General features: G+C 39.8%; 14 protein-coding genes and 1 tRNA gene. 5 read left to right on the plus strand and 10 right to left on the minus strand.

All coding sequences use genetic code 11. The annotated features are described in order from the left end of the window. Window positions 1–18: 18 nt before the first annotated feature. Both allD and allC read right to left on the minus strand, forming a co-directional pair. Complete coding sequence (gene allD, locus Ga0466249_RS17515; RefSeq protein WP_215830768.1) at window positions 19–1068, minus strand: ureidoglycolate dehydrogenase; 1050 nt, start codon at window positions 1066–1068, stop codon at window positions 19–21. A gap of 41 nt (window positions 1069–1109) precedes the next feature. Continuing rightward, on the minus strand, window positions 1110–2348 hold the full coding sequence (gene allC, locus Ga0466249_RS17520; protein ID WP_215830769.1) for an allantoate deiminase: 1239 nt from the start codon (window positions 2346–2348) through the stop codon (window positions 1110–1112). A gap of 632 nt (window positions 2349–2980) precedes the next feature. Here allC and Ga0466249_RS17525 point away from each other — a divergent pair. Beyond that, window positions 2981–4621: a PucR family transcriptional regulator gene (locus tag Ga0466249_RS17525; RefSeq protein WP_215830770.1), complete on the plus strand. Its 1641-nt coding sequence runs from the start codon at window positions 2981–2983 to the stop codon at window positions 4619–4621. A gap of 478 nt (window positions 4622–5099) precedes the next feature. Here Ga0466249_RS17525 and Ga0466249_RS17530 read toward each other — a convergent pair. Further along, window positions 5100–5186 (minus strand) — tRNA-Leu (locus Ga0466249_RS17530). A gap of 167 nt (window positions 5187–5353) precedes the next feature. Here Ga0466249_RS17530 and Ga0466249_RS17535 point away from each other — a divergent pair. Next, window positions 5354–6070 (plus strand): M48 family metallopeptidase, encoded by a 717-nt coding sequence (locus Ga0466249_RS17535; protein ID WP_215830771.1) that lies wholly within the window; start codon window positions 5354–5356, stop codon window positions 6068–6070. 69 nt (window positions 6071–6139) lie between these two features. Next, window positions 6140–6856 carry an SIMPL domain-containing protein gene (locus Ga0466249_RS17540; protein ID WP_215830772.1) on the plus strand — a complete coding sequence of 239 codons (717 nt, stop codon included), beginning with the start codon at window positions 6140–6142 and terminating at the stop codon, window positions 6854–6856. A gap of 66 nt (window positions 6857–6922) precedes the next feature. On the opposite strand, the gene Ga0466249_RS17545 is transcribed toward Ga0466249_RS17540, so the two are convergent. The 3 genes from Ga0466249_RS17545 to Ga0466249_RS17555 are packed head-to-tail and all read right to left on the minus strand — an operon-like array spanning window position 6923 to window position 8180. Further along, window positions 6923–7429 (minus strand): hypothetical protein, encoded by a 507-nt coding sequence (locus Ga0466249_RS17545; protein ID WP_215830773.1) that lies wholly within the window; start codon window positions 7427–7429, stop codon window positions 6923–6925. Then, window positions 7426–7755: a hypothetical protein gene (locus Ga0466249_RS17550; RefSeq protein WP_215830774.1), complete on the minus strand. Its 330-nt coding sequence runs from the start codon at window positions 7753–7755 to the stop codon at window positions 7426–7428. The genes Ga0466249_RS17545 and Ga0466249_RS17550 overlap by 4 nt, the downstream gene beginning before the upstream one ends. Before the next feature lie 20 nt (window positions 7756–7775). After that, on the minus strand, window positions 7776–8180 hold the full coding sequence (locus Ga0466249_RS17555) for a hypothetical protein (RefSeq protein WP_215830775.1): 405 nt from the start codon (window positions 8178–8180) through the stop codon (window positions 7776–7778). A gap of 146 nt (window positions 8181–8326) precedes the next feature. On the opposite strand from Ga0466249_RS17555, the gene Ga0466249_RS17560 reads away from it, so the two are divergent. Next, entirely contained in the window at window positions 8327–8674 is a 348-nt protein-coding gene (locus tag Ga0466249_RS17560) for a hypothetical protein (protein ID WP_215830776.1), read from the plus strand. Between the two features lie 195 nt (window positions 8675–8869). Beyond that, window positions 8870–9988, plus strand: a complete 1119-nt coding sequence (locus Ga0466249_RS17565; protein ID WP_215830777.1) for an acyltransferase — start codon at window positions 8870–8872, stop codon at window positions 9986–9988. A gap of 45 nt (window positions 9989–10033) precedes the next feature. Here Ga0466249_RS17565 and Ga0466249_RS17570 read toward each other — a convergent pair whose 3' ends face one another. The 4 genes from Ga0466249_RS17570 to Ga0466249_RS17585 form a co-directional block, all read right to left on the minus strand. Continuing rightward, window positions 10034–11368, minus strand: a complete 1335-nt coding sequence (locus Ga0466249_RS17570) for a hypothetical protein (protein WP_215830778.1) — start codon at window positions 11366–11368, stop codon at window positions 10034–10036. Window positions 11369–11385: 17 nt separating this feature from the next. Then, window positions 11386–13140, minus strand: coding sequence for a pyruvate kinase (gene pyk / locus Ga0466249_RS17575; protein WP_215830779.1), 1755 nt, complete (start codon window positions 13138–13140; stop codon window positions 11386–11388). A gap of 33 nt (window positions 13141–13173) precedes the next feature. Then, complete coding sequence (locus tag Ga0466249_RS17580; RefSeq protein ID WP_215830780.1) at window positions 13174–13371, minus strand: DUF2007 domain-containing protein; 198 nt, start codon at window positions 13369–13371, stop codon at window positions 13174–13176. 271 nt (window positions 13372–13642) lie between these two features. Beyond that, entirely contained in the window at window positions 13643–14425 is a 783-nt protein-coding gene (locus Ga0466249_RS17585) for a short-chain-enoyl-CoA hydratase (RefSeq protein ID WP_215830781.1), read from the minus strand. Between the last annotated feature and the right edge of the window lie 84 nt (window positions 14426–14509).

The following is a 14509-nucleotide window of genomic DNA, read 5'->3' on the forward strand; positions in this document are numbered from 1 at the left end:
CACGTCTCTTACGGTTATTTATTTGGCAAAAGCCCCTTTGTGGTCATAGAGATTGCGATGGATGACATCGGAAACAAGATAATTGTAAATTTCGTCCACAATCTCGATGCCGTTTCTCTCGCTCTCCTCTTCCCGTAGCAGGCTCCGCTGACCCGGATAATAAACCTTAGTAAATCCAGGTGCCGGCTTAATCTTATTCAGCTCGTCCATCATATTAGTAATATTCTGTAAAAATTGATTCAAATCGGTAAAGTAAGCTGGATTTATGACAATATTCAATTGCCCTAAATTTCGGTCTTCCCGTAAATCATGGTACATGGAAGTTACTTTATTACCATAGGGAAGCCCTAATAATACCCCCGACAATACATCAACCATCATTTGCAGCGCATATCCCTTTGGACCGGCAATCGGTACTAAGGACGCTACTTTAAATGGATCGGTGGCAGAATTGCCATCTGCATCTATAGCCCAAGTATCAGGAATGGTTGCATGCCTCGAACGCGCATCGAGTATTTTGCCCCAAGCCTGTATCGTTGTAGCCAAATCCATCATCAGAATCCGGCCGTCTTGGCCTCGCGTGGCAAATGCGATTGGATGCGTTCCATAGTAAGATTCGGCACCGCCGTATGGAGCTGCCATCGGATCAGATTGGCACATAGCAATCCCGATCAGATTTTCCCGTGCCGCTTGCTGCACAAAATAAGATAATGCGCCCGTATGTCCGACACGTCTGACACCGATAATCGATATCCCTGTTTTTTTTGCCATCGCTATGCCCTTATCCATAGCTAGTTTGGCAGCAACATGACCCGAACCATTATCGCCATCAAAAATTCCACTACAAGGCCCTGTTTCTTTATACGAAAAATTAGGATGGGTATTCGTACCCCCTTTCGAGATTCTTTCCGCATAATATTCTACGCGCATAGCTCCATGTGAATGAATTCCTCTGGCATCTGCATGCACCAAAACGTCGGCAACAATATCGGCATGTTCTTCTTCCAAACCTGCTCTGTGAAGTTTTTTCTTCATTAATTCTTTTAACTCAGCCCTTGATAATCTCATATCATGCACCTCCAAAATAATATAATGTCTATTTTCATAAATCAGTCTATATAAGCTAATTCATACAATGTGCCCACTAACGCTTTTACCCCATCCGCCAAGTCGCCAGGATTTGTATATTCCAATGGGGAATGACTAATTCCCTTATGACTTGGAACAAATAACATCGCCGTCGGTATTGCCCTGGCCATGATCTGTGAATCATGGCCTGCACCGCTATGCATTATTTTATAGCTTAGCCCATTCTTCTCACACTGCCCTTTCAGCACTTTCACAATTCCAGGATCCATGGGAACCGGATCAGCATCCATCCACATATCAATATGAATATCTACTCCCGCCTGAGCAGCAATTTCCCTCATTCTGGCAGTTACATTTTCAGTAAATTCAACCAAAATGTTTTTATCCGTATGCCGTGCATCTAAAGTAAATAAAGTTTTTCCCGGAACAACATTTACAATATTAGGTTCCACATCTACTTTGCCGATGGTAGCCACCAGCGGATCGCCATAATTTTTCGTTATGGCTATAACTTCACAAATCATTCGGCTTGCCGCATAAATGGCATCTCTGCGATAGCCCATAGGAGTCGTCCCCGCATGATTGGCTTCGCCGATAATCTCAATAGTGAAACGTCGTTGACCTACAATATGTTCAACAATTCCTACCGATTTTTTTTCAATTTCCAAAACGCCACCCTGTTCTACGTGTACTTCCAAAAATGCCTTTAAATCTTTACGCAAAGCACTGCCTTCCGGCCTAAAAGCAAAACCGGCTTTCCTCATAGCCTCAACAAAGAGAATCCCATCAAAATCAACCATTTTTTCCACATCTTCACGTTTAGCAATACCTAAAATATTCTTGGACCCCCAAAAAACATAAGGGAATCTGCTGCCTTCCTCTTCGGCCATCGATACCACTTCCACATTGCGCAAGGGTTGTCCATAATGCTTTTTCAAATACATAAGCGCAATAATTCCGGCAACTATTCCAAACTGACCGTCATATAGCCCGCCATTTTTTACCGTGTCAATATGTGAACCTGTTAAAATAGTTTGATCCGGGTATTTGGTTCCTGCTAATCGTCCAAACAAATTACCAACGTCATCATATTGAACAGCAAGACCTTTTTGCTGCATATACTGTTCCAGCGCTTTCTGCGCTTCAGTCCACTCCGGTCGATACAGGAAGCGCGAGACTCCACCTTCAGGATCTTTGCCATACTCGCCCAGCCACTTCAAAAGTTTCTCGGTTTCCTGTCCAAAATCAAACGTATTCATTGTTCCCCTCCGTCAAATTATATTTTTCATATTATACAAAAGTCTGAAAAAGGTTTTCAGACTTTTACGTTGCCCGTCTCAGATCAGTTAATTTTCGGTAAAATCGTATTCATTTCAAAATTTTCCGTTAATTTGTAAGCTAATTATACTGAATTATTCTACTTTTCTGCCAGTGCATAAATTGCAAATAACTCTAGGAAAAATGTGCAAAATGCATATATAAAAAAACGGCTGTCATAACAGCCGTTTCATTTATAGATAACCTAATTTCCGGAATAATATACTATATAACTAGTAATGATTAAAAATTGTTCCAATTACAACTATCCACAGCCCATGTCTCGTACATCCATTTTATTCGATGATGAAAAACTAAAAGTAATCTTGGATTAATCAGTATCAAATACGACCCCTTACTGCGATTAGACATTTCTGTTTGCTTACGGCCCTGACGTATCTTTTTTATGTGATTGGTAATTCTAAGAAAAAGTCGTTCGCCAACAGAGTACCGATTATGCCAAGTCTATATCATGAAATTGATATGCATTTCGCATATCCCCGCTAAAAATTGAAAGGGATATATCTAAGTATGTCGAATTAATAATTGTATATTATTAAGACGAGGGATTGACATGTATCTGCTTATTAAAGATGTTCTACAACTTTTTCAAAATAAATCGATCTCCTTGGTTGCAGGTTTTGCCGGATTAGATAACATCGTATCATCCGCAAATATTATGGATGCACCGGATATATTGAATTGGGTAAAGCCTGGCGATCTAATATTGACTACTGCCTATATCGTAAAAGACAATCCTGTTTTGCAAGAGCGTTTAATAAGAGAGCTTTCTACCATCGGTGCCGCTGGACTTGGTATTAAAACGAAGCGGTTTTTACCGGAAATCCCCCCTATCATAAAGAAAACTGCGGAAAAACTTAATTTTCCTATTCTCGATCTGCCCTTGGATTTATCCTTGTCCGAAATTATGAATCCCATAATCAGCAGTATCGCCGACAAGCAATCTTATGTATTACACCGCACAATTGAAATTCAGAAAACTTTAAACAGAGTTGCTATTCAAGGCGAAGGACTCCGCTCGATTATAACCTGCCTGAGCACATTAACACAATGTCCTGCAGGATGTTATGACGTCAACGGCGCGCCCCTCGTCCATTGGGTACCGGAAAAACTCCCGGGAATTGACAATAATATATTAAAGAAATTTGATACCTTCTTAAAACAGAAAGTAACCAACAATGACAGTCTCCAAGATTTGTTGGCCCAAACCAAATCTCCCTGTACACAAAATCTTCTTATTGAAAATAACTTCTATTTTATTACTTCCTTTCCCGTTATGTCAGATAATGAATCCTTTGGGCATATTTCAATTATTCAGATAACCGATACCTTTTTAGACATTAATTGTATTGCTTTAGAACAAACTTGCATTGTAGCAGCCCTGGATTTTGCAAAACAAAAAGCAATTATCCAAAGTCGCCGAATCTATTCCAGAGATATACTCGAGTATATTTTAATTGATGATCCGTCAAAGTATAATCTGGATGAAATTCTCTCGGGTTCCAGATTAAAAAAGGCTAAATTTTTTGAATGTTGGATAATTCAAGTGGACGAAAGAGAAACGGTAAATGTTCCCGTCATTCTGACCCGCCTATACAAAGCAACGCAGCAACTGTTAACATCCACCAATCCTTTGTCAATAGTATCTGAACGAGCAGGCAAAATCATTGTACTGGCAGCGTCTACTAACGAATTTATAAAAGACCCGCACTTAGGGATAACGCTGCATAATATCTTTCACAATATATACCCAAGCCTTAAAATTTCCATTGGTGTCGGCACAATAGCTACTGAGCTAAGTAATGCCCGTCAAAGTTATCATAACGCATTAACCTGTCTGCGCATCGGGCAACAAATTAAAGGAACGGGGCAGGTCACTTTTCCTTATGAAGTCGCCTGTTATTCTATTCTCGAAAATTATGATTCAGCCGCCCTCGTTTCGCAAATCTTTGACTCTATTATTCAAAAACTAGAAAACTCTGACGCCGACTTATTAAAAACACTGGAAAAATATCTTGAATGTGACAAAAGATTAACTGAAACCTCCAACGAACTTTATATCCATAGAAATACTCTTTCTAACCGATTAGAGAGAATTGCAGATATAGTAAGTTTGGACTTTAATAACAAAGAATTAGTGTTTTGCCTGCGATTAGCTTTACGGCAACGGAAATTTAACAAAAGTCATGATTAGAATGGTCAAAAAAAGTAGCTACAAAAATAAGCGGATTTTATGAATTGAGGAGAGATATCCCAGAGAATAGATCTGCTAGGATATCTAAAAAATTGTTTAAACCTCCAATGTCAGGTAAAATAAAACTGATATTGGAGGTATTTTATTATGACAAAAGGAACAGCAAACGTAAAGAACTAATCAAAAAATGCAACGGAAGATGTCCACGATTCTGTCAAAATGCTCCCTGCTGGAACCATCCAGACAGTCTGGATGCACAACTCGAATCAATAAAATCTCACAAAAATTCCAAGAACGTAACAGCAATATAAAAATAAAAAAGACCGTCTCCGAAAAACAGAAAAATATAGATTGCCTATAAAATGGGCAATCTATACATCCGCATCGAGGACAGCATAATCGATGAATTCAATATGTAACGTTTGAAAAAACTGGGGAGAATAATGATTCAGTTCAAAATTAATTTTGACTATATTTTTGGTGCCCGGGGGGGGAATCGAACCCCCACGCCCTCACGGACTTCGGATTTTGAGTCCGACGCGTCTGCCAGTTCCACCACCCGGGCATGAATGTCATCACGCTTGCAACAACATAAATAATAATATCATCAATATGAATTATTGTCAAGAAAATAAATAAAAAATTATACTAATAAAAGTTTATTAAAAACAAAAGTTGCTTCCTGACCTTCCATAAGATATGATTGAATCAATAACTAAGTGAGGTTCTCCAATGCAAATTACATTGTTAAATAAACCCTTCGATTATCACATAAATCATAGTAAAAGTCGCCAAAATATTTCACTTAAGCTTATTTCGTCTTCTTCCTTGCTTGTCACCGTTCCAGCGAGACTTACGAAAAAAAGAGTTGAACAGCTTTTAATTGAAAAATCTGCTTGGATCATCAAACATGCCGAACAATTAAAAACAGAAGAACAAAATCCAGTCAATCAAGTAATCCGAAATGGTGCCACTGTTTTATATGGCGGCAAACAATATCAGCTACAATTTCATGGGAATGCGGATTCTCACAAAGTAACAGTCAAAGACGCCAGCATTCATTTATATTTTACCGATCCTAACCCAATTCCACCGACAACTCTACTTCGCCAATTTTTCATCGAATCGGCTCGGTTGACTTTTCAAAAACTTACGGACTATTGGGCGGTGCGCATGAACGTCAAACCAGTAAAAATTGCCATTCGCGAACAAAAAACCCGCTGGGGCAGTTGTTCCTCTAAAGGAACCATATCTTATAATTGGCAAGTCATTATGGCCCCACCAGAAATATTAGAATATCTCATTATCCATGAACTCAGCCACCTCATAGCACCCAATCATTCACGTCATTTCTGGCAAATCGTAGAAACATTTGATGCCGATTATAGAAAACATCGCTTATGGCTAAAAGAAAAAGGCAATTTGTTAACACGCCTTTTCGAAACGTAACAGGAAAAAGCCAAAAGACATGCGAATAAGAAATAGAAAATCATTAATTATATTACAGGAGGATTTACTATGTCAAAATTAAAAATCACTACAATTGCCTTTTTGTGTCTCTTACTATTTGCATCGACAACTTTTGCTGCCGATGTTACAACAGCGACTCTACAAGGAACAAGCCATATGGAAGTGGCCCCCGATCAAGCTATTGTCACATTTGGCATTACAAGTAATGCTGATTCATCGGAAACGGCCCGTAATACGAATGCAGTCACTTCTAATGCTGTTCAGCAAAAATTACTTGACCTTAATTTCACGAAAGATCAGCTACATACATCACAATTCGTCGTTTATCCGATCTACAATAGTGACAATGAAAAATCAGGAAAACCGCCCGCTATTATTGGTTACCGTGTTTCAAATGACCTGACTGTAACCATTGACGATGTGTCGCTTGTTGGTAATGTCATTGACGCCGCACTATCGGCAGGGGCAAATCAAGTAACCAGTGTTCATTTTAAAAAGAAATCTGATAGTAATCTCAAAAGATCCCTGCTCTCTGATGCCGTACAAGACGCTTTAACAAAAGCCGATGCTATTGCAACAGCCCTTGGCAAACACGTTACGAAAGTCACTTCTATTGAAGAACATTCACTCGACTTCCAATCTCCAGAAGCTCCGCGTTACATGCTGATGGATTCCAAAGCAGTTGGAAATTCAAGCAGTACTTCTTTATCATCAGGCATGATTATTGCCAATGGTTCCATATCACTTGTGTGTGAAATGCAATAATCCGGGTAGAAATTTTCATACAAGCAGCGAAAGGGATTCATCCCCTTCGCTGCTTGCTTTTTCAGTTCATCTCAATTTTGGCAGACGCTTATGAACAACAATAGCCAGCCAGCCGCCTAACATTCCTGTAATAAATTGTGGCCAACTCATGACAAACAAGATAGTTTTCACTGCCTGCTCGGGTAGTGTAATAAGTGAAAGCAACCAAGCAAAACACCCATAGAGAGCAATACATTTTCCACCTGCGGCGATGCTAAGACGAACGACCAGCAACTGCCGCCGCAGCATCCAATAGAATAAAGCAAACAAGCTGTTGCCAACAGCCACAGGAAAGATAAACAGGGGCAGCAATAAAAGCTGTTGTACATAGGCCATGACTGGCGTAATAATGGCAATCAACACAGCCCCAAGTAATCCTGCGCGATCAACAGCAAGTAAAATACAGGTGTTAACAAGACTACCAATTAAAAAGGTTGTAAAAACGGGTGGAATAGGGATAAAAAAACGTAGTGACTGAAAAACAAGCGCTAACGCTAAAAGCAATGCGGCATACAAAAGCTGTCGAAGATTCATTTATGCCATTTATGGCGCAAACGCGGACGTCGCCCTGGCCAAATCCGCTCACTAAATAACGTCCAAATAAGTAACGCCAAAAGTAATAGACCGCCCAAAATACCGCCAATAATATTGAGATCAGTTAAGATATTAATGGCAGTCAATCCGGTCAAGAAAATCATACTTTTTGATAAATCAATATAAGGATAGCGCCGCAATACAAGATAACAGACAGCAAGAACAAGCACATCAATCATAACCCAAGCAAACATACTGAAAAAAACATTCTTTACAATGGTACTGACAATCATAATTGCAAAAATGATCACCCATACTTGATTCATTAGACAACCCCCTTTTGCATTTAAGACAGAGAATTTTCACATGCCAGCGTTGGAACCAGTTGGAATAATTTCATAGCAATGAGTTGTGCTTCTTTCGCATTCACTGCGATTTTTACCCAATATTCCCTGCCATCGACAAAACCAAAGAAAAATTCGTGGCCTTTTTCATAAGAAGAATAGGAAAAATGCTTCAAGTGTAATAGCAATCCTTCATCATGTTTGATTAATCCATGCATAAATTTTTTTCGAAAAATAACAAGTCGCGTAGCTGTCACTAAAAAACCCACATCAGGAATAGAAAGCATAAAAAAGGATCGCTCCAGTGGCACAATAAGCGGAATCTCTTCGGCGGGTATTAAATTCGCCCGAAGAAAATCAACCCAGACTCTTTCCGGAATTTGTTGCATATTTGTCAATACGGGCATATTTGTCACCTCACTCTTTTAATCCTAACTGATTTAAATGTTTTCGTCAAACACTTAAAAATTTGAAAAATATGTTTATTATTTTGTCTCTTTGTGCATACTTTTATTATCAGAGAAATAAAAGTACAAAAAGGAGTGGTTTTATTATGGATTTTGATTTTCAATTATTTGAACCAAAAAAAGTGCGGAACACAAAAAATGACGAGCCGCTCGTCGAAGTAAGACCCAATGGACGCATTGTGTTCAACAAAAAAGCCAGTGAATTACTATCAAATAATCATTTTTGCATGCTTGGCTATGACTCTGCACACCAAGCCGTTGGCATCCTGCCTCTTGAAGAAGACAAAACAAATGCTTTTCCCATTCGCTTTGCCGCAAAAGGCGCTTATATTGGAGCCAAACGTTTTTTCACGCACTTTAATATTTTGCCGCAAGACCTTGTTGAAAATACGCCCATCCAAACAGGTGATTTTTTAGGCATTCCTTTACAATAATGGATATGTAAAAAACATTTCCACTATAGGTCATCCAAAAAGAGTCAAAAGGATCGTTGTTATCCTCTTGACTCTTTTTGTTAAACAGATTATAGAAGGAAAAGATCGTTGCAACACGAATTATTATAAAGTTAGTGCAAAAAATTCCATTGCATAATAAAACCACTAAATCTTTTTCCTATCAAAGGAGTCCTTATGTACAAAAAACGCATCGTAGCTATCGAATACATACGCGGCATTGCCATGCTTGGAGTTGTAGGTATTCATACAGGATCTTCAGCCCTTTCTAATCCACTTGCAAATATTCATCTCGTTGCTTTACTTGAAATCGTTACGCGATTTAGTGTCCCGATTTTTTTCTTTGTATCGGCATTTGGGTTATTTTGGTCCCAAGACTTAAGCCGCCCTTTAGACTATAAGAATTATTTTAAACATCGCTTGCGCAGTGTATTTATTCCTTATCTCGTCTGGTCCATGTTTTATATGATTCATACGACCTTACTCATGGGAAACTTTCTTGTCTGGCACCCTTCAATACTTATTCAAACTTTGTTTTTTGGTCTGGCTTCCTATCACATTTATTGGCTTGTCATACTTCTCTGGTTTTATCTCCTTATGCCGCTGTGGCGCTATTTGCTCAAAAAAATTTTAGCGCAATCGCTCTTGTGGCTTACAATTTTACTATTCGCACAGATTATTTTTGATTATTATTCAAGTTATAAAATTAACGTGACAAATCCGCCCTCCTCGCTGTTCGAGCTATTCTTACAATATCGGTTAAATTACTGGGTCCTTCACTATGTCTTTATCTTTTTATTTGGCGGCTATTGTGCCCAAAATTATGAAGCAGTAAGGAAATGGACCAGCCGCCATATTTCAGTCATTACAATCAGTTTCATTAGCTCCCTCAGTGCTATGCTTGGCTTTTATTATTTTTTACTCTTTACCATACACTATACGCCGGAAGAAGCCGTAAATACGGCCCATCAGTTAAGCCCCATTGGCATTCTTTACACCCTGGCAAGCAGTCTGTTCTTTATCATGTGGTTTGAATCTTATTCCTTGCCGAAATCGCTGGGAAAATTACTCAGCGAACTCAGTAAGTATTCTTATCCAGTCTACCTTGTTCACCCATTCTTTTTATATTATCTCAGCCTGCTGCTCGGACAATTAAACCTATTATTTACAGGACCTGTTACTCTCTGCTGTTATCTTCTCGTTGTTGCTATCAGTCTGGTTTTTGGGCGCGCAATTAAAGCACTCAGTCGTCCTTATCCCATATTGGGCCAACTTCTTACAGGCAGTCATAAGTAAACAACGAACAAATAGAAATCTCCCAACCAATCAGTTGGGAGATTTCTATTTAAATAATCCTTGAACTTGCTCAGGTGTTACAAGGGGCGGCAACATGACTTCACTCAGTAAATCCGCACTCTGCTTGGCTTGGCGACGCCGAATTTGGCACCAATAGAGATAAAACAGTTGACTAAATCGCTTGATTGATTTTTTGCTATGCTCAATTGTCGCTTGTTTCTGCCATGTTTCAAGCATCCATAAAATAAAGTCACTCACAGTAAGAGTCATATCCTGCCTCACTGCATACTCAGCAATTGCTAGACTTTCTTTTAAAATAGCCAGCAGGCTTTTTAGGCGAAATCCATTATTGGACTCAGAATAACCAAATTTACGTTCATCATTAAACAGTTTTCTCCCACTATCAAATAACGGCAACAGTAGCGAAAAAGCCTCCTGAAAACCATGCTGATATACAGCTAAATATCCCACCTTACTTGCGCACTGAATCGCCTTTCGCATGCACTCGGATGAATGTGATAAATAAGCGAGAGTAAGTATTTTCTGAACAAGGAGTGCACAAATCGGACTTTGCAAATAACAACTAAAATTTCCCGCAACATTTTCAGTTTCACCAATAATTTTCCTTAACAAGACATCAAAATTCTTATGATAATGCCTCAGCCCTTCCAATTCATTGAACACGAAAATCATTTCATTCGGCTGCTCATTGCGTGCCGCTTTATAAATACACTCACTAAACAACGCATGGATTTCATCCTGCTCCATCAGTCCCGGATGTTTTTTTAACAGCGTCACTGTCCGCGTTAGTATTTCGTGAAACAAGGCCGAATCACGCCGTACGATTAAACTTCCGATTCGCTTCAAAGCATTAAACCCTGTTGTAACTAGCTGCTGATTGCCGGATTCCTCAAAACAGAGAGAGCTTTTTTCAAAAAAGTCTAAAATGAAAGTAGTCACCTTAGCACATAAAAAGAAATGCTTGTTTTTTACGGCAACTAAGCTAATAAAGGTAAGCTCGCCAAAAATATCAACAATTCCTTCCACTTGCTGATGGCGCACCAAAGGAGTAAAGGCATCAAATAAAAAAGCGGCCATATTGACACGCTTTTCTTTTAGAAAACTAATGAGAAGAGCAGTAAGCCGCATGGATTCATGAGACCTAATAAAGCCATCGGCATAAGCCAATTTCAATTGATCAATCACAACCATAGCCCTTGCTAAATCTTCAAGTTGTAAAAAGCACTGCAAAAGAAAAAAGGCGCGTCTCAGCCACTTACCGCGCTCGACACCCCGCTCTGGAGAACAGGCAAAACGTGGTCTATCATATTTTAATAATAATAATCGTCCGCGTAAGAGCTGTTGACGTAACCTCTTCATCTGCACTCGCCACCTTTTTAGCGCGCGTTTATTTCCCCTTGATAAACAAGACCACGTGACGCATCCACTGTCACAACAGAGCCATCTGCTAGACGTTCCGTCGCACCATCCACACCAACGATGACAGGCATACCATAACTAATACCCACAATAGCTGCCTGAGATGTAAAGCCGCCTTCTTCAGCAATAATCGCACCAGCTTTTGTTGCATAAACAGCTGATTGCTCATCAATACCAGCAACAACCAGAATATCTCCTGGCTGAAATTTATCTTCAAGATCCTTAGAAGAAGTAGCAATACAAATTTTACCTGTTACATTTTTTTGACCAATGCCTGTCCCATGCATTAGAATATTGCCTACAACATGCACACGAATCATATTCGTCGTCCCAGCTGTTCCAACAGGTACACCTGCAGTAATAACAACTAAGTCGCCATCTTTTACAAGCTGATTTGATACGGCACGTGAAACAGCATTATTCACCATTTGATCTGTGTCTTTAGAGCTTGGCCCCAAAAGTGGACATACGCCCCAATATAGAAGAAGACGACGCAACGTTCTTTCATTTGGCGTTACAGCAACAACAACAGCCTGCGGACGATATTTGGAAACCATTCTCGCTGTATAGCCAGTTTCTGTTGCCGTAATAATCGCGGCGGCTTGGAGACCATAAGCCACTTGAACCGTTGCATGACTAATAGCATCCGTCGTTGTCTGAGCTTGAGCCAATTCACGTCCACTAAGCATGGTTTTATACTCTAAGGAACTTTCCGTACGAATAGCAATTTTCGCCATCATTTGAACAGCTTCAACAGGATATTTACCTGAGGCAGACTCACCACTGAGCATAATACAGTCTGTTCCATCATAAATGGCATTGGCAATATCACTTGCTTCAGCCCGTGTTGGCCGCGGATTATTCATCATGGATTCGAGCATTTGCGTAGCAGTAATAACAGGTTTCCCTGCCTTATTACATTTTTGGATCAACATTTTCTGAATGATAGGCACTTCTTCGGCAGGAATTTCCACACCCAAGTCGCCTCTTGCCACCATAATGCCATCAGATACCTTTAAAATTTCGTCAATATTATTGACACCGGCAGCATTTTCAATCTTAGGAATAATCATCATATCATATCCTGCCTCTTCAAGGATACGACGAATTGCCAATACATCGGCAGCCCGCTGTACAAACGAAGCGGCAATACAATCCATGCCTTGCTCAATACCAAACTTAATATCGTCAGTATCCTGTTCAGATAGGAATGGCAAATTCACACTAATACCAGGAGCAGCCACACGTTTTCTATCACTCATTTCACCACTGTTTTGCACGGTAGTAATAATATCATCACCATCAACGCGGTCAACAACAAGGCTAACGAGTCCATCAGACAATAAAATAACATTGCCTGTTGTCACTTCTTGTGGCAAGAGTTTATGGTTCACTGAAGCAATGTCTTTCGTTCCTTCAACAGTTTTACCTGTGATGATAAACTTTTGTCCGGCTTCAAGAAATACTTTACCCTCTTTAAATGTCCCCAGCCGCATTTCAGGACCTTTTGTATCCAGCATCAAAGCAACAGGACGTTTCGCTTCAGCTGCTGCTGCACGCACTGCAGCAATTCGCTGGGCATGGTCCGCATGATTTCCATGTGAAAAATTAAATCGGGCCACATTCATCCCGCTGTTTAGCATGGTTGGCAAAATGCCAGCCGCATCCGTACTCGGACCCACTGTGCAAATAATTTTCGTTTTCTTTAACATAATCCACTCTCCTTAAATTAATGCAAAGATTCATCATTTAATGGCAAATTGACATAAAATTTCATGAGCCTCGGATACTTCCGACTCTAAAACCAAAATTTCATGAGCACCATCACTTGCCGCCGCTGACCCCAACGGTCGCGTTTCAGCAAGAATTCCTTCAGTTGTTAGTAAATTTTTTAATGTCTCTGCTTGCAGTCGATTTACTGCAATATACACTACTGTCCACATAGTAGCCTCCTCGGCCGGATTTACTGTTTTAATTTTTACTACCTAGCAATAGTACTACCCTATCAAACACTTATTTCTCTGTGACTTCAAGTAATCCTGCCAAATTTTTTACTGAAATGCTCATTCTGGTCATCATTCCAAAAACTTTGCCATAAAGATTATCCGTTAATAGTATTTAGACATTTTTCTGCTATTATCCTTCATTATTAATATAATAACAAAAGGAACTTGTCTGTTGACAAGTCCCTGGAAAACTGCCCATATCGTTCATTTATTTTCCTGTAAAAACAGGTTTGCGTTTCTCAACGAAAGCTGTCATACCTTCTTTTTGGTCTTCTGTAGCAAAACACAAGCCAAAAACTTCTGATTCATAAGCTGAACCTGAAGCAAGATCAACATCTAATCCTTCATTGATCGCAGCCTTGCAAAGCTGAACAGCCGTAGAACTCTTAGACATTATTTTCTTCGCTAATTTCTGCGCTGCTTCCATTAATTCAGCCGCAGGAACGACCTTATTAGCGAGTCCAATGCGATAGGCTTCTTGTGCATCAATATTACTTGCCGTATAAATAAGTTCTTTGGCAATGCCCTTACCAACTAAACGCGGCAAACGCTGTGTTCCAGCAAAACCAGGTGTAATACCAAGACCTACTTCAGGCTGCCCAAAGAGAGCCGAATCCGCTGCAATGCGAATATCGCAGGCCATGGCTAATTCACAGCCACCACCTAAAGCAAAACCATTAACAGCCGCAATAACTGGTTGTGGCAATTTTTCGATTTTATCAAAGACTTCATGGCCAAGTTTTCCCCACTTGCGACCTTCAATAGCAGACATTTTCTGCATTTCCGTAATATCCGCACCAGCAACAAACGACTTATTCCCGCTGCCTGTAATAATCACGACTTTCACTGCCTCGTCAGCAGCGATTTTCGGTAATAAATCAGTGAAATCAGCCATAACTGCACCATTGAGTGCATTTAAAGCCTTCGGGCGATTAATTGTAATCGTACCGATCCCATCTTCAACACCATATAATAGTGTGCTGTATTCCATTTTTTTCACTCCTTCATTTGAAAAATCATCAAAGCTTATTTATTGTAGTCGTAAAAACCTTTACCTGTTTTACGGCCAAGATAG

Source organism: Pelorhabdus rhamnosifermentans, from assembly GCF_018835585.1.
Classification (GTDB): domain Bacteria; phylum Bacillota; class Negativicutes; order UMGS1260; family UMGS1260; genus Pelorhabdus; species Pelorhabdus rhamnosifermentans.